We start from the raw sequence: 15,586 nt of genomic DNA, 5'->3' as shown, positions 1-15,586 counted from the left end.
CGTGAAGAGCGTGTGGCCGTTGTGCGCGGCCGGTTTCGTGACGGCGTTCGGCGCCCACGGCGTCGCGTCCGGACTGGGTTTCCTGGAGCCGGACCTGCTCACCCTGGGTCTGCTGCTCGCGCTCTACGACGGCGCCGAGGTGGTGCTGAAACCCGTCTTCGGCTCGCTGGCCGACCGCGTCGGCCCGCGCCCGGTCCTGCTCGGCGGCCTGCTGGCGTTCGCCCTCGCCTCCGCGTCGTTCGTGCTCGTCGACAGCATCGCCGTGGCCCGCTTCGGCCAGGGCGTGGCCGCCGCCGCGTTCTCCCCCGCCGCCAGTGCGCTGGTGGCCAGGCTGACCCCGGACACCGCGCGCGGCCGGGCGTTCGGCCGCTACGGCGCGTGGAAGGGCATCGGCTACACCGCCGGTCCACTGCTCGGCGGCGTGCTGATCCACTTCGGCGGCTTCGACGTGCTGTTCCTGACGATGGCCGGGCTGGCGGTGGCCGTCGCGCTGTGGTCGCTCACCGTCCCGCGGCTGGAACCGTTGCCGCGCACCGGGCAGACCGTGCTCGACCTGGTGCGGCGCCTGTCCCGCCGCGACTTCCTGCGCCCCACCGCGGCACTCGCCGCCGCCACCGCCGCGCTGGCCACCGGCGTCGGCTTCCTCCCGGTCGCCGCGGCGGCCCACGGCCCGGTCGTCACCGGTGCCGCGGTCTCGGTGCTGGCGCTCACGGCGGCCGTCGTGCAGCCCCGCGCCGGCCGGGCGTACGACGCGGGCCGCATCACGAGCCCGCGCCCCGCGCTGCTGGCCGTCGCACTCGGTTTCGTCGCGGCCGCACTGGTTCCGGGCTTGCCGGGAGCGTTCACGGCCGCCGTCCTGATCGGCGCGGGCACGGGCGTCGTGACACCGCTGGCGTTCGCGGCGCTGGCCAGGTCCACTCCGGAGGAACGCCTCGGCCAGACGATGGGCAGCGCCGAGGTGGGCCGCGAGCTCGGCGACGCGGGCGGCCCGCTCCTGGTGGGCGGGCTCGCCGCGGTCGCCTCGCTGCCGGTGGGCCTGCTCGCGCTGGCCGCCGTGATCACCGTCACGGCTTGGAGATCTCCAGCTGCAGCTCGGTGACCCAGCCCGCCGGGTCGCCCGCGCCGTAGTCGAGGTACACCTCGCGGGCGAACCCGAGCTGCCGGTAGCCGTTGGCCTCGATCCACGTCGCCACGGTCTGGTAGGTGACGTCGACGTCGTCCATCGGTCCGCGGTGCACAACGGTCGCCGCCTGCGGCAGCGCCGGCAGGTCCACGACCTCGAAGTCGTAGGCGTCCGACGGTTCGACCGACACGGTGACACCGGCCCGCACCAGCACGGAGTCCCCCTCGGCAGGCTCGTAGGTCGCGATCCCGTAGCCGGTGATCCGCACCCCGGCGCGTTCCACCCGTGACAGCAGCTCCGGGTACAGCGGCTGGATGACCGGGCCGATGTCCTCGGGCCCGTAGGAGGCGGCGGTGGCGCTCAGCCTGGCCACTCGCGCGGACGGGACGGGTTTCACGACGACGTCGTCGGTGGGCATGGCGCCCTCTCTCTCGATGGCGCGGAGACGTGCCTCGACCCGCCGCAGCCGCGACTCGTCCGCGACGATCCGCTGGCGCAGCTCGGCCCGCCGCAGGGACAGCATCCCGTGCAGCTGCTCGACGGACAGCTGGTCGTCTAGCACGACGCGGACCTGTTCCAGGGTCAGGCCGAGGTCCTTCAGCGCGACCAGGCGGTTGAGGCGGTGCAGCTGGGCGACGGTGTAGAAGCGGTAGCCGGAGCCGGGGTCGACGTGAGCCGGCGGGAGCAGCCCCACCGCGTCGTAATGGCGCAGCATCCGCACCGACACCCTCCCCAGCCGGGCGAAGTCTCCGATGGTGAACACGACTGCTCCTGTGTAGGGGCTGACACGGTGTCAGGGTCAAGAAATGATGGTTTGAACAGCGCGCCGGGTGCGCACCCCGGGGTGTTGACGAGAGGTGGCACATGACGTTCGCACATCCGGCGTTGTTCTACTCCGACGAGGAGTCCTACATCGACGGCATCGTCCCGTTCGTCGTGGAGGGGCTCGCGAACGCCGAACCGGTGGTCGTCGCCGTGCCGGACCGCCACCTCGCGCTGCTCAGGGAGGCGCTCAGCGGGTTCGCGCACCTCGTCACCTTCCTCGACATGGCGGACGCCGGCCGCAACCCCGGCCGGATCATCCCGGAGCTCCGCGCGTTCGCCGACCGGCACCGCGGGCCGCTGCGGATCATCGCCGAACCGGTGTGGGAGGGCCGCAGCGACGTCGAGTACCCGGCGTGCGCGCTGCACGAGGCGCTGGTCAACTACGCGTTCAGCGACCGCGACCTGAGCATCCTGTGCCCGTACGACACCACCGGGCTCAGCCACGACGTCCTCGCCGACGCCGAGAAGACCCACCCGGTCGTGATCGACGCCGGCGGTCACCGCCCCAGTGACCACTTCCACCCCGCACGGGTCGTCGTCGCAGCGCACACGATGCCGCTGCCCATCCCGGAGGACGCCGCCGGCACGAGCGTCGGCGCCGGGGCGATGGCGGCGGTGCGGGCGTTCGCGCGCGAGCAGGCCACGAAGCTCGGTCTCGCGCCCGACCGCGTCCACGACTTCGCACTCGCGGTCACGGAGCTCGCGACCAACAGCGTCCGGCACGGCGGCGGCGAGAGCACCGTCCGGGTCTGGACCGAAAGCGAGAGCATTGTTTGCCAAGTCAACGACAACGGTCACATCACCGATGTTCTGGCTGGACGCACACCCGTTCACGCAAACGATCCAGGCGGTCGCGGTCTGTTGCTGGTGAACCGTTTGGCCGACCTCGTGCGCACCCAAACGACGTCGTCGGGCACCGCAATCCAGGTCAGATTCGACCTGGGGCACAAAAAGGCAACGTGATCGACATACATTTGGCCGATCTCGTTATAGCTTGGGCACGTGCACGACGAGGAAGCGACGGAAATCGGTTACACCGGGGCACGTTTCGGGTCTCCGGCGACTCGCGCACGCCTGCGCGCCGATGGAAGAGATGACGCGAGCGGTCTGGAGACGCAGCAGCTACCCCGTCAGCACCCGACGCGCCGGCGACCGCCGGAACCGCCTCCGGAGTGGCTGATGCAGGAAGAAGAACAGCAGGTGTCGGCGCGGGACAGCGCGCTGGTCCGCCCGTACGCCCGCACCGGTGGCCGCACCGCGGCCCGCCACGACCTCCGGTTGGAGACGCTGCTCTCGACCGACGAGGAACGCCTGTACCGGGCCAGCGCCGAACAGTCCCAGATGATGAGACTGTGCCTGCAACCGCGGTCGGTCGCGGAGATCTCCGCGCTCATGAAGATCCCGCTCGGTGTCACGCGGGTGCTGCTGAGCGACCTGATCACGCTGGACCTCGTCGCCGTGCACGAACCCGGCGACAAGCCGAACATGGCGCTGCTCGAACGGGTTCTGTCGGGTCTGCGGCGCCTCTGACCCACCTCCGGCCGGCGCGCGGAATCGTGCCGGGGCGCCGATAATGGTGCTGTGGCGACCCCCAGCGGCGAGACCGAACCGACCCCGCAGCCGACCCCGCAGCCGACCTCCGCGTCGACTGCGCCGTCTGCCGCGCCGACGACCCCGATCACGACCCCGCCCGCGACCACGCCGGGGGACACGACCGGGACCGTCGCCCAGAAGAGGAAGCCGCGGCCGACCAGGATCAGCGGCACCTGGGTGGCCGTGCTGGTCGCGCTCGTCGTGCTGATCTTCCTGCTGGTGTTCATCCTGCAGAACGGCGGCAACACGACCATCTACTTCCTGGGGGGCCAGAGCACGCTGCCGCTGGGCGTCGCGCTGCTGTTCGCCGCGATCGGCGGCGGGCTGCTCGTCGCGGTCGTGGGCGCGGCCCGGATCATGCAGCTGCGCCGCCAGGCCAAGCGCGCCCAGGTCGTCCCTAGTCCTCGTCCCGGGACCTCAGCACCAGCTCGACGCGAGAGCTGATCCCCAGCTTCCGGAAGATCTTGCGCAGGTGGAAGTTCACCGTGTGCGGTGACATGAACAGCTGCGTCGAGATCTGCCGGTTCGTCCTGCCCTTCGCCACCAGGTTCGCGATCGCCCGTTCGGTGTCGTCCAAGCTGGACCATCCGGACGAGGGCCGCACCGGTGCCGCACGGCGGCGCCGGCCGAGTTTGCGCAGCCGTTCCAGCACCCTGGCGCCGTCGCGGGACGCGCCGATCTCGCGGTAGAGGCCGAGCGCGGTCTCCAGCGCCTTCACCGACGCGGCGCGGTCGGGTGTCGCGGCCAGCACCGCGCCGAGGTCCTCGGCCGCGTTGGCGCGCGCCCACGGGTCGCGGTGCTGTTCGGAGGCAAGCCGCAGCAGCGCGGTGTCGCCGTCGAACAGGCCTCGGACGTGCAGGGCGGTCGCGGCCACCGCGCGGAAGCCGGGGTTCTCCTCCGCGAGCCGTTCCACCCGGTCGACCACGGCCTTGGCGAGCCCGTCGTCGCCCGCCTCGGCGGCCCTGCGCACGAACCACCCGGCGGCGCGGGGTTCCTCGGCGAAGAGCCCGGACTCGACCAGGTCCGGGTACCGGCCGTGCAGCAGCCCCAGCGCCGGTTCGAGGCCGCGGTGCACGTAGGTGACGAGCACGTCGGCCCACTGGTAGTAGCCGTGGGAGAAGACGATCCCGTCGACCTGGCCGGTGCCGCGGTACCGCTCGACGTGCTCGACCGCCGCGGGCAGGTCGCCGGTGTGCAGGGCGACCAGCGCGAGCACCACCAGCGCGGGCGCCAGCAGGACGGTGTGCCCGGTGTCCTCGGCGGCGGCGAGCGCGGTGCGGGCCTCGGCGGCGGCCTCCTCGATCCGCCCTGCCTGCAACAGGACGCGCGCGTGCACGACGGCGGTCAGCAGCTCCCCGGTGACGACGGAGGACGGCCCGCCGCGGACCCGGCGGAGCAGGCCTTCGGCCTCGCCGAACTCGCGCAGCCCGGCGTGCAGGGTCGCGAGCAGCAGCTGCGGGTAGGCGCACAGGTCGTGGGAGGACACCGCCCGCGCGCCCGCACGGGCCAGTTCCAGTGCGGTGCCGGGACGTCCGCTGTCACGCGCGAGCGCCGCGAGCACGGCGAGGGCCGTGGCGAGCACGTCGTCCGGCGCACCCCGGCGGGAGCGCACGACCGCGTCCGCCGCCTCCTGGGCACGGTGCCGGTCGTGCCCGAGCAACGCCATCAGCCGGGTGATCTCCACCCAGGGCACGAGCTCCGCGGGCAGGTCGGTCTCGGTGAGCAGCACGTCGGCGAGCTCCGCGGACTCGGCGCACCGCGCGCCGAGCAACGTCGTGACCGCCACGCAGTGCCGCAGCTTCGCCGCACTGGGCGAGGGCACCTGGCCCGCGACCGAGTCCTCGGCGAGCGCGCGGGCCGCCGTCAGCCGGCCCGCGGCGACCAGGGCCCGCACGGCGGTCACCGTGCGGTTCGGCAGCGACGGCGAGGTCTGGTCGGTGAGCTCCAGTGCCCGCACGGCGAGCTCGGCCGAGGCGTCGGGTGCCTGCCACAGCACGGCTTTCGCCGCCGTGACCAGACCGTCGATCGACCGCACGTCACCGCGCCGGGCGCCGTGCAGCAGGTGCCGGGCGGCCGTGGCCGCGGCGTCCCCGCGCCCCAGCAGCATCTCCCCCGCCTCGCGGTGCAGCGCGCGCCGGACGGGTGCGGGCACGGAGTCCGCGACGAGCCGCCAGACCAGCTCGTGGCGGAACGCGAGCCGGTCCTCGGCCGCGGTGACGAGGCCGGCGCCGATCACCTCGTCCAGCGCGGGCACCAGGACCGCGGTGCTGGAGGCGAGCAGCTCGGCGACGTCACCGGGTTCGAACCGCGGCCCGAACACCGACGCGACCTGCAGCAGGTGCCGCGCTCCGCCGCTCAGGGCCGTGATGCGCTCGCGCAGCAACGCTTCCGTGCGGCGCGGCGACCCGTCGGTGCGCAGCGCGGCCCGTTCCCCTGTGACCACGAGCTGGTCGTCGTCGCGCAGTGCGGTGACGAGGCGGATCAGGGCGGCGGGGTTGCCCTGGGCGGTGGCGGCGAGCGCGCACAGGTCGTGGTCGGGAACGCCGCCGGCGAGATCGGCGACGAACTGGGCGGCGACGTCGTCGGGCAACGGCCGCAGCTCGACGTGCGCGGCGGTGCGGGCGAGGGCGGCGAACAGGCGGTCGGCGCCCTCACCGCAGCGCCGGGCGAGCAGCCAGACCACCTGCTGCTGCACGGAGTTCGGCAGCAGCGCGCGCAGTGCGGCGAGGGTGCCGGGCTCGGCGAGGTGCAGGTCGTCGAGCACGACCAGCGTAGGACCGCCGGGTTCGCGTTCGGCCAGGCGGGCCAGCAGGAACGGCTGGTCCAGCTCGTCGCGCGCGGTCACGACGGTGAAGCCGCGGCGTTCGGCGGTGCGGGCGGTCTCGGTCAGCAGCCGGGTCTTGCCGGTGCCCGCCGCGCCGTCGACGAGGACCACACCGGTGCCCTCGGCCAGCACGCCGTCGAGCAGCGCCCGTTCTCCTTCGCGGCCGCGGAACAGCCCGTCCCGATTCCCCGACACCCGATTTCCTTTCACCCCGCGGCTGCGGAGAAACGCTGCCCTACCACAGCGACCCCGGCCGCGACCAGCCCTGATGGTTCCGAACCGGCCTGCGGGGATGAGCGGTCACGCACTCTTCCGGCCGCCGCTACCCATTCGAGTAGCTGCCTGGCGGATCATACGTGCCACCACCGTGCTGAGACGCCTCCCGGCGCGGCTACCTTTACCTGGGCAAGTGGCGCGCTTTCTCCTAGCATCATTTCTGCTGATCGTTTCACCCCCGGATTGCGAGAGATCGTGGAAAACCCGCCGAAAGCGTGGTGCGCCGGAATCAGCGACCGGGTGGCGCCGGGCACGACGACGGTCGTGGAAGGCGCTCCGGGTACGGGCAAGACGGCGGTGCTGGACGACGTCGCCGCGCGCTGGGAAGGCTCCGGCGGACGCGTCGTGCGGGCCCGCGGAAGTGCTCTGGAAATCGATTTACCATTCGGCTTGGTGGCCCAGTTGTTCGATTTGGTGGATCCGGCGGTGGTGCCTTCGGAGGCAGTCCCGGCCCTCCGGTCGACGGCCTCCGGTGCCGGCTTCGCGGTGCTGCGAGCGCTTTACCGGCTCGCGGTTGAGTTAGCCGGTTCGTCCGGTTTGCTGGTTCTCGTGGACGACGCGCAGTGGGCGGACGCGGAGTCGTTGCGGTGGCTCGCGTACCTGTCCCTGCGGGTGCGGCAGCTGCCGGTGGCGGTGGTTCTCGCGGTCGGTTCCGGTGAACGGGCGGACGACCCGTCGTTCGCGGAGATCGCGGCGACGTGCCGCCGGGTGGTGCTGGCGGACCTGACGCCGGACGAGGTCACCGGGCTGGTCACCGCGGCACTGGGCCCGGCCGATCCGGCGTTCACCGCCGCCTGCCGCACCGCGACCGGCGGGAACCCGCTGCTGACCGTGCGGCTGCTGAGGGCGCTGGCGCGGGACGGGGTGCCGCCCTCGGCCGCGGCGGCCAGGCAGGTTGATCACCTGGCCGCGGAGGTGGCCCGCGAGGTCGTGGTGGCGCGGGTGCGGCGGCGCCCGGCGGCGGTCGTGACGGCGGCGCACTGCCTGGCGGTGCTCGGGCCGGCACCGCACCCCGGCGTGCTGGCGGAGCTGACCGGGCTGGGTCCCGGCGAGCTGGCCGAGGCGGTGCGCACGGCCGAACTGCTCGGCGCGACCGGTCCGGCGGTGCTCGCGGACGTGCCGGCGGCGGCGCTGTCGGCGTTGCACCTGCGGGCGGCGGAGTCGTTGCGGGCCCACGGTGCCGCGGACCGCGAGGTGGCGGCGCACCTGCTCCAGACGGCACCGGGGCTGCCGCCGTGGGCGGGCGGGGTGCTGGACCGGGCGGCGCGGGAGGCGGTGGGCGGTGGCGACCAGCCCGGTGCGGCCCGGTTGCTGTGGCGGGCGTTGCGCGAGCCGGTCGCGAACCCCGCGCGGGCGTTGCGGATGCTGGGGATGGCGGAGCTGGTCGGGAACCTGCCGGGTGCGACGGCACGGCTGCGCGAGGCGCACGAGTCCGATGTGGACGACGTGGAGTCCGCCGTGGCGCTGTCCTACGCGTTGCACGCCGACGGGAAACCCGCGGAGCTGGTGGAGGTGCTGCGCTCCCCCGACGCCTTCGCGCACCTGGTGGTGCACGGGCTGGTGTGGCGGGAGGCGGTGCCGCCGTCGGTGCCGCTCGACACCCCGGCGGGGGTGCTGCACCACGTGATGGCCGGGTCGATCAGCGCGGCCGAGGCCGTGCGGCGGCTGTCCACCGACGGCGCGATGCCGGCGTTGACGTCCGCGATGGTGCTGAACCTGGCCGACCGGCTCGACCCGGCGCTGGACGTGCTCGACGCCGTGGACCGCGCGGAGGCACCGGCGTTGCGCGCGCTGGTGTCGGTGATGAGGGCGAACGTCCAGCGGCGCAAGGGAGATCTCACGTCCGCCCGCGCCGACCTCACCGCGGCCGCCGGCCACCTGCGGCAGGACCCGCACTGGCACGCGGTGACGGCCTGGCACGCGGCGTTGCTCGCGGACATCCTGCTGGAGGAAGGACGTCCGGACGAGGCGCTGGCGTTGATCGAGCAGACGACGACGGACGAGCTCCGGCGGCTGTGGACCTACGGCGGGATGCTGACCGTGCGCGGCCGGGCGTTGATCGTGCGCGGTGAGGACCACGAGGCGCTGGAGGCGTTCCTGGCCGCCGCACGGCACTGCGCCCAGTGGCCGTACCGCAACCCGGCCGCGCTGGCGTGGCGTTCCGGTGCGGCGGTGGCGTGCGCGGCGCTGGGCGACGGCGAGCGGGCCCGGCAGTTCGCGCTGGAGGAGGTCGAGCTGGCCGGGGACTGGGGTGCGCCCAGGGCGTTGGGCATGGCGTTGCGCGCACTGGGCCGGGTCACCGCGGGAGCCGCCGGACGCGCGCACCTGGAGGACGCCGTGCGGGTGCTGCGCGGCTCCCCCGCCCGGCTCGAACTGGGCCGCGCGCTGGTGGACCTCGGCGTGGTGGCGCGCCGGCAGGGCGACACGGCGGCGGCGCGCGTGTGCCTGCGCGAGGCGGTGGACCTGGCGCAGAAGTGCGGGTCCACGGCAATGGCGGCACGGGCGCACTCCGAGCTGGTCGCGACGAGCGCGGGACCGCGGCGGCTGCGGCAGACCGGGCCGACCGCGCTGACACCGGTGGAGCACCAGGTGGCGGTGCTGGCGGCGCGGGGCCGGTGCGACGAGGAGATCGCCGGTGCCCTGCTGCTGTCCGCCGACGCGGTGGAGGGCGTGCTCACCGCCGTCTACCGCAAGCTCGGCGTGCCCGGCCGGTTGCAGCTGCCGGAGGCGCTCGACGCGGGGTGAGCGGCATCCCCCGTACGCGAGTGGTCCGGACCCGTTCGGCCGATGGTTCACGCTGGACCGTTCGGCCCATGGTCCTTGCTCATGGCGAGCGACCTGCAAAGACGCAAGGTGTCCGTGGTGTTCGGCGCGTTGGACGCCAACAGCGACGGATACCTCGACGAGAGCGACTTCCGCGCGCTCACCGCGCGCTGGGTGTCGTTGCGCGGCGGCGACGAGGAGCTGCTGTCCGAGGTGATGATGGGCTGGTGGGCCACCCTCACGTCGGCGGCGGGCACCGACCGGGTGAGCATGGACGACGTGCTGTCCATCGTGGACGTGCTGCCGCGGAGCCCGGAGGCGGTCACCGGCACGGCGCACGCGATGTTCGGTGCCGTGGACGCCAACGGGGACGACTACGTGTCGCCGGAGGAGTTCCAGACGATGATCTCCGCGTGGCTCGGTCATGACGGTGCCACCGACTTCGCGGCCCTCGACTCCGACGGCGACGGCAGGCTGTCGCGCGACGAGTTCGCCCAGCTGTGGCTGGAGTTCTGGTCCGGCGACGACCCCTCCGCCGCCGGCACCCGCGTCTTCGGCCCTCTCTGACTCCCCCTGCTGCTCCGGCAGGCAGGGGGAGTCAGAGAGGGCCGGGGCGATCATGGTCGGCGGTGGCGGTCGCGGTGGACGCGACGGTCGTGCGCTGCCTGCTGGTGCCCGCGGCGATGGGGGTGCTGGGCGACCTCAACCGGTGGGCGCCGGGCGCACGACGGCGAGGCGACCGGACCCGCCCTCCCACGAGCCCGTGACCACGCCGACCACGTCACCGTCGGCGGGGCGCGGCAGCACCAGGCGGTCGAGCTCGACCACGACCGGACCCCCCACCGCGCGCCGCAGCTCGCCGCGGGCCTCGGCGGCCAGGCTGCGGCTGCCCGGCTCCGAGGTGCCGCCGGCGGTGACGAGGTCGAGCACGGCGGCGTGCCAGACGGGGTCGGTGACGGCGTCGTAGATCCACCGCGGGCCCAGGACGCTGTGCTCGGCGGTCGTGAGGAGCGCGCCACCGTCGAGCGGTGCCGGCCGGTAGGTCAGCGGGACCTGGTAGACCGACTCACCCGCCCGCAGCAGGTGCGTCTCCACGCCGACCTCGCCCGCGGGGTCGGAGAACCGGAAGTACCCGACCGGCCGCAACGGCCCCTCGCCCGCGTACCAGTCCTGCCGCGCCACCCAGGCGGGCACGAAGTCGCGGAACGGCGGTGTCAGCGCGGCCCCGGCGTGGATGTTCCCCATGTCCCGCAGGTTACGCGTGCACCAGCGTGAAGAACTCCTGCCGGGACGCGGGGTCCTGCCGCAACGCGCCCTGCAACGCCGAGGTCACCGTGCGGGACCCGCTGACCCGCACCCCGCGCAACGCCATGCACATGTGCTCGGCCTCGATCACCACGCCGACGCCCTTGGGCCGCAGGTGTTCCTGCAGCCAGTCGGCGACCTGCTTGGTCAGCCGCTCCTGCACCTGGAGGTCGCGGGCGAACATCTCCACGACCCGCGCGAGCTTCGACAGCCCCAGGATGCGCTCCCCCGGCAGGTACCCGACGTGCGCGATGCCGTGGAACGGCAGCATGTGGTGCTCGCACAACGACTGCACCGGGATGCCGCGGGCCAGCACCAGCTCGTCGTAGCCCTCGTCGTTGGGGAACGTGGTCAGGTTGAACGTCCGGGGCGTCAGCAGCTCCTCGTACGCCTCGGCGACCCGGCGCGGCGTGTCGGCCAGGTGTTCGGAGTACGGGTCCTTGCCCAGCGCCTTGAGCAGGTCCGTGACCGCCTTCTGCGCGCCCTCGACGTCCATGCCGCCACGGTAGTTCGGCTGGCCGAATTTAGTCAATGGGAGTAGTTTTTAGAGATGGCCGACCCCGTCGCCGCCGTCGCGGCCCTGGACGAACCGAACCGGCGCAGGCTGTACGACCTCGTGGCCCGCCGGACCGCGCCGATCAGCAAGGACGAGGCCGCGCAAGCCGCCGGACTGCCCCGCACGACCGCCGGGTTCCACCTCGACAAGCTGGTCGAGATGGGCCTCCTCACAGTCGTGCACCAGCGCCGGACCGGACGCGGCGGACCGGGCGCGGGCCGTCCGGCGAAGCTCTACCGCCGTGCCGAGGAGCAGATCGCGGTGTCGCTGCCGGACCGGCGGTACGAGGCCGCGAGCCACCTGCTGACCGATGCCCTCCTCGAAGCCGAGACCACCGGTGAGCCCCCGCGCGAGGTCCTGCGCCGCCGCGCGCACGAGTGGGGCACGGCCCTCGCGGCCGCCGCGCGGGGCGACCTCGTGCAGGCGCTGGAGGACTTCGGGTTCGAGCCGCGGGCCGGGGACGGCTCGGTCCTGCTGGGCAACTGCCCGTTCCACAGCCTCGCGCAACGCCACACCGAGCTGGTCTGCGGCCTCAACCTCCGCCTGCTCACCGGCCTGGCCGACGGCATCGGGGCGGGCTACCGCGCCCGCCTCGACCCGTCACCGGACCACTGCTGCGTGCGCCTCGATCAGGCGCCGTCCTCCAGGTCGCCCTCGGTCTCCAGGTAGGCCGCCCGCAGCGCGTCCAGGGTGGCCTCCTCCGGGTGCTCCCACATCTTGCGCTCGGCGGCCTCCAGCAACCGTTCCGCGATGCCGTGCAACGCCCACGGGTTCGAGGTCTGCAGGAACTTCCGCGTCTCCGGGTCGAGCACGTAGGTCTCGGTCAGCTTCTCGTACATCCAGTCGGCGACCACGCCGGTCGTGGCGTCGTAGCCGAACAGGTACTCGACCGTGGCCTGCAACTCGAACGCGCCCTTGTACCCGTGCTGGCGCATCGCGTTGACCCAGCGCGGGTTCACCACGCGGGCCCGGAAGATCCGCGACGTTTCCTCAGTGAGCGTGCGGGTCCGCACCGCCTCCGGGCGCGTGCTGTCCCCGACGTACGCGGCGGGCGCCTTGCCGGTCAGCGCCTTCACCATCGTGACCATGCCGCCGTGGTACTGGAAGTAGTCGTCCGAGTCGGCGATGTCGTGCTCGCGGGTGTCGATGTTCTTGGCCGCCACCGCGATCCGCCGGTACGCCGACTCCATGTCCGCGCGCGCGGCGATGCCGTCGACACCGCGACCGTAGGCGTAGCCACCCCAGACCGCGTACACCTCGGCGATGTCCTGCGAGTCGCGCCAGTTGCGGCTGTCGATCAACGGCAGCACGCCGGCGCCGTACGCACCGGGCTTCGAGCCGAAGATCCGCAGCGTCGCCCGGCGGTGGTCGCCGTGCTCCGCCAGGTCCTGCACCGCGTGCGCCCGCACGAAGTTCTGCTCCGCCGGTTCGTCCAGCGCCGCGACCAGCTGCACCGCGTCGTCCAGGAGGGACACGACGTGCGGGAAGGCGTCGCGGAAGAACCCGGAGATCCGCACGGTGACGTCGATGCGCGGCCGGCCGAGCTCGTCGAGCGGGACGACCTCCAGGCCGGTCACGCGGCGGGACTGGTCGTCCCACACCGGTCGCACGCCCAGCAGCGCGAACACCTCGGCGATGTCGTCACCGGCGGTGCGCATCGCGGACGTGCCCCACACCGACAGACCCACGGACGGCGGCCATTCGCCGTCGTTGTCGGCCCGGTAGCGCTCCAGCAGCGAGTCCGCCATCGCCTGGCCGGTCTCCCACGCGAGCCGCGACGGGATGGCCTTCGGGTCGACCGAGTAGAAGTTGCGGCCGGTCGGCAGCACGTTCACCAGACCGCGCAACGGGGAACCGGACGGACCGGCCGGGACGTAACCGCCGTCGAGCGCGTGCAGGACGTGCGTCATCTCGTCGGTCGTGCGGGCGAGCCGCGGCACGACCTCGACGGCCGCGAACTCCAGGATCTTCTGCACATCGGGGTTCTCGTGCAGCGTCTTCGCCACGGCGGCGTCCCAGCCCGCGTCCTCCATCGCCTGGACGAGCACGCGGGCCTGTTCCTCAACGGTGTCAACGTCTTCACGCGCCGTGCCGACGAGTCCGAGCGCCTCGCGCAGACCGGGCAGCGCCGCGACCTGACCGCCCCACATCTGCCGCGCCTGGAGCATCGCGAGCACCAGGTTGACGCGGGTCTCCCCCGCCGGCGCCTGGCCGAGGACGTGCAGGCCGTCGCGGATCTGGACGTCCTTGACCTCGCACAGCCAGCCGTCGACGTGCAGGATGAACTCGTCGAACTCCGCGTCGTGCGGCCGGTCGTCGAGCCCCAGGTCGTGGTCGAGCTTCGCGGCCTTGATCAACGTCCAGATCTGCGCGCGGATCGCCGGCACCTTGGCCGGGTCCATCGCGGAGATGTTCCCGTACTCGTCCAGCAACTGCTCCAGCCGCGCGATGTCGCCGTAGCTGTCCGCGCGGGCCATCGGCGGCACGAGGTGGTCGACCAGCGTGGCGTGCGCGCGCCGCTTGGCCTGCGTGCCCTCACCGGGGTCGTTGACGAGGAACGGGTAGATCAGCGGCAGGTCGCCGAGCGCCGCGTCCGTGCCACAGGACGCCGACATGCCGACGGTCTTGCCCGGCAGCCACTCCAGGTTGCCGTGCTTGCCCACGTGCACCACGGCGTCGGCGCGGAAGCTCGACTCGATCCAGTGGTAGGCACCGAGGTAGTGGTGCGAGGGCGGCAGGTCCGGGTCGTGGTAGATCGCGATCGGGTTCTCGCCGAACCCGCGCGGCGGCTGGACCATGACGGTGACGTTGCCGGACTGCAGGGCCGCGAGGACGATCTCGCCGTCGCGGTCCTTGCTGCGGTCCACGAACAGCTCACCGGGCGCCTCACCCCAGTGCTCCCGCATCGACTCGCGGAACTCCTCCGGCAGCGTCTCGTGGAACCGCCGGTAGTCGGCGGCCGCGATGCGCACCGGGTTGCTCTCGAACTGCTCCTGCGTCAGCCAGTCCACGTCCTGCCCGCCCGCGGCGATGAGCGCGTGGATCAGCTTGTCGCCGTCGAGCTCGTCGACGCCCGGCAGGTCGTCGCCGATGTCGTAACCGTGCTCCCGCATGGCCTTCAGCAACCGGACCGTGGAGGCGGGCGTGTCGAGGCCGACCGCGTTGCCGATGCGGGAGTGCTTGGTCGGGTACGCCGACAGCATCACGACGACCCTGCGCTCGCCGACCGGGATGTGCCGCAACCGCGCGTGCCTGGTCGCGATGCCCGCGACGCGCAGCGCCCGTTCCGGGTCGGCGACGTAGACGGTGAGACCGTCGGAGTCGATCTCCTTGAACGAGAACGGGACCGTGATGATCCGGCCGTCGAACTCGGGGATCGCCACCTGGGTCGCGGTGTCGAGTGGCGACAGACCGTCGTCGTTGGAGTCCCACTGCTCACGGCTGGAGGTGAGGCACAGGCCCTGCAGGATCGGCACGTCCAGCGCCGCCAGCGCACCCACGTCCCACGCGTCGTCGTCACCGCCCGCGCTCGCGTTCGCCGGGTTCGTGCCGCCGGCCGCGAGGACCGTCACGACCAGCGCGTCGGCCTGCCGGAGCGTGTCGAGCAGCTCGGGTTCGGCGGTGCGCAGCGACGAGCAGAACACCGGCAGCGGCCTGCCGCCCTTGGCCTCGATCGCGTCGCACAGCGCGTGCACGAACGCCGTGTTCCCCGCCACGTGGTGCGCGCGGTAGTAGAGCACCGCGACCGTCGGGCCCTCCACCGCGGCCGGCTCGCGTTCCAGCACCCCCCACGTGGGGGTGGCGGCGGGCGCGGCGAACCCGTGGCCGGTCAGCAGGATCGTGTCCTCGAGGAACTTGTGCAGCTCGGCGAGGTTTCCTGGCCCGCCCTGCGCGAGGTACAGGTGCGCCTCCGCGCACACGCCGCCCGGCACCGTCGACAGCTCCATGAGCGCCGCGTCGGGCTGCATCTCACCGCCGAGGACGACCACGGGCAGCGGCTGCGCGAGCAGCCAGTCGAGGCCCTCCTCCCACATGCGGCGGCCGCCGAGGATGCGCACGACGACCAGGTCCACGCCCTCGACCAGCGCGGGAAGGTCGTCGGTGGTCGTGCGCGAAGGGTTGCCGAGCCGGTACTCGGCGCCACTCGCACGCGCCGACAGCAGGTCGGTGTCGGAGGTCGACAACAGCAGGATCACGCGGGCTCCATCCCTCGTGGGGTCCTCGCCCCAGGTCACGGGTCGCGACGAAGCGGAGTTCCTGACTCCCGGCGAGTTCGCTGGTCACAGTGGCGGGACCGCGCCGGATTCGCACCGGCTTCCTC

At 73.1% G+C, this 15,586-nt stretch carries 12 protein-coding genes and 1 riboswitch; of the genes, 7 read left to right on the top strand and 5 right to left on the bottom strand.

Features of this window, described 5'->3' with window-relative positions:
• Position 1 precedes the first annotated feature (1 nt).
• Positions 2 to 1,099: an MFS transporter gene (locus ACZ7CF_RS27905; RefSeq protein ID WP_458431044.1), complete on the top strand. Its 1,098-nt coding sequence runs from the start codon at positions 2 to 4 to the stop codon at positions 1,097 to 1,099.
• On the opposite strand, the gene ACZ7CF_RS27900 is transcribed toward ACZ7CF_RS27905, so the two are convergent.
• Positions 1,065 to 1,886, bottom strand: coding sequence for a MerR family transcriptional regulator (locus ACZ7CF_RS27900; protein WP_360392071.1), 822 nt, complete (start codon positions 1,884 to 1,886; stop codon positions 1,065 to 1,067). The genes ACZ7CF_RS27905 and ACZ7CF_RS27900 overlap by 35 nt on opposite strands.
• 101 nt (positions 1,887 to 1,987) lie before the next feature.
• Here ACZ7CF_RS27900 and ACZ7CF_RS27895 point away from each other — a divergent pair, with 101 nt between their 5' ends.
• From ACZ7CF_RS27895 to ACZ7CF_RS27885, 3 genes are all read left to right on the top strand, one after another.
• A complete protein-coding gene (locus ACZ7CF_RS27895) occupies positions 1,988 to 2,911 on the top strand; it encodes an anti-sigma factor RsbA family regulatory protein (RefSeq protein WP_360392074.1) in 924 nt (307 codons plus the stop codon).
• 216 nt (positions 2,912 to 3,127) lie between these two features.
• Positions 3,128 to 3,478, top strand: a complete 351-nt coding sequence (locus tag ACZ7CF_RS27890) for a DUF742 domain-containing protein (protein WP_360392077.1) — start codon at positions 3,128 to 3,130, stop codon at positions 3,476 to 3,478.
• A gap of 51 nt (positions 3,479 to 3,529) precedes the next feature.
• Positions 3,530 to 3,985, top strand: coding sequence for a LapA family protein (locus ACZ7CF_RS27885; protein WP_470370950.1), 456 nt, complete (start codon positions 3,530 to 3,532; stop codon positions 3,983 to 3,985).
• On the opposite strand, the gene ACZ7CF_RS27880 is transcribed toward ACZ7CF_RS27885, so the two are convergent.
• Entirely contained in the window at positions 3,939 to 6,560 is a 2,622-nt protein-coding gene (locus ACZ7CF_RS27880; RefSeq protein ID WP_470370949.1) for a helix-turn-helix transcriptional regulator, read from the bottom strand. The two genes, ACZ7CF_RS27885 and ACZ7CF_RS27880, sit on opposite strands and share 47 nt — an antisense overlap.
• Before the next feature lie 276 nt (positions 6,561 to 6,836).
• Here ACZ7CF_RS27880 and ACZ7CF_RS27875 point away from each other — a divergent pair, with 276 nt between their 5' ends.
• Together ACZ7CF_RS27875 and ACZ7CF_RS27870 are read left to right on the top strand one after the other, a co-directional pair.
• Positions 6,837 to 9,386, top strand: a complete 2,550-nt coding sequence (locus ACZ7CF_RS27875) for an AAA family ATPase (protein ID WP_470371062.1) — start codon at positions 6,837 to 6,839, stop codon at positions 9,384 to 9,386.
• A gap of 81 nt (positions 9,387 to 9,467) precedes the next feature.
• The gene (locus ACZ7CF_RS27870) at positions 9,468 to 9,971 is read left to right on the top strand and encodes an EF-hand domain-containing protein (RefSeq protein WP_470370948.1); all 504 of its coding nucleotides are present in this window, start codon (positions 9,468 to 9,470) and stop codon (positions 9,969 to 9,971) included.
• Positions 9,972 to 10,106: 135 nt separating this feature from the next.
• Here ACZ7CF_RS27870 and ACZ7CF_RS27865 read toward each other — a convergent pair whose 3' ends face one another.
• Both ACZ7CF_RS27865 and folE read right to left on the bottom strand, forming a co-directional pair.
• Positions 10,107 to 10,649 carry a maltokinase N-terminal cap-like domain-containing protein gene (locus tag ACZ7CF_RS27865; RefSeq protein WP_470370947.1) on the bottom strand — a complete coding sequence of 181 codons (543 nt, stop codon included), beginning with the start codon at positions 10,647 to 10,649 and terminating at the stop codon, positions 10,107 to 10,109.
• A gap of 10 nt (positions 10,650 to 10,659) precedes the next feature.
• Positions 10,660 to 11,205: a GTP cyclohydrolase I FolE gene (gene folE, locus ACZ7CF_RS27860; protein ID WP_458431039.1), complete on the bottom strand. Its 546-nt coding sequence runs from the start codon at positions 11,203 to 11,205 to the stop codon at positions 10,660 to 10,662.
• A 54-nt stretch (positions 11,206 to 11,259) separates the two neighbouring features.
• Between folE and ACZ7CF_RS27855 the strand changes: the two genes are divergently transcribed.
• A complete protein-coding gene (locus tag ACZ7CF_RS27855; RefSeq protein ID WP_360392092.1) occupies positions 11,260 to 11,934 on the top strand; it encodes a helix-turn-helix transcriptional regulator in 675 nt (224 codons plus the stop codon).
• Here the strand turns inward: ACZ7CF_RS27855 and cobN are convergent.
• A complete protein-coding gene (gene cobN, locus ACZ7CF_RS27850; protein ID WP_470370946.1) occupies positions 11,895 to 15,461 on the bottom strand; it encodes a cobaltochelatase subunit CobN in 3,567 nt (1,188 codons plus the stop codon). The two genes, ACZ7CF_RS27855 and cobN, sit on opposite strands and share 40 nt — an antisense overlap.
• A gap of 55 nt (positions 15,462 to 15,516) precedes the next feature.
• Positions 15,517 to 15,586: riboswitch (cobalamin riboswitch) on the bottom strand.

This window comes from Lentzea sp. NPDC036955 (assembly GCF_055608005.1).
This window is presented reverse-complemented; position numbering and strand designations above follow the sequence as displayed.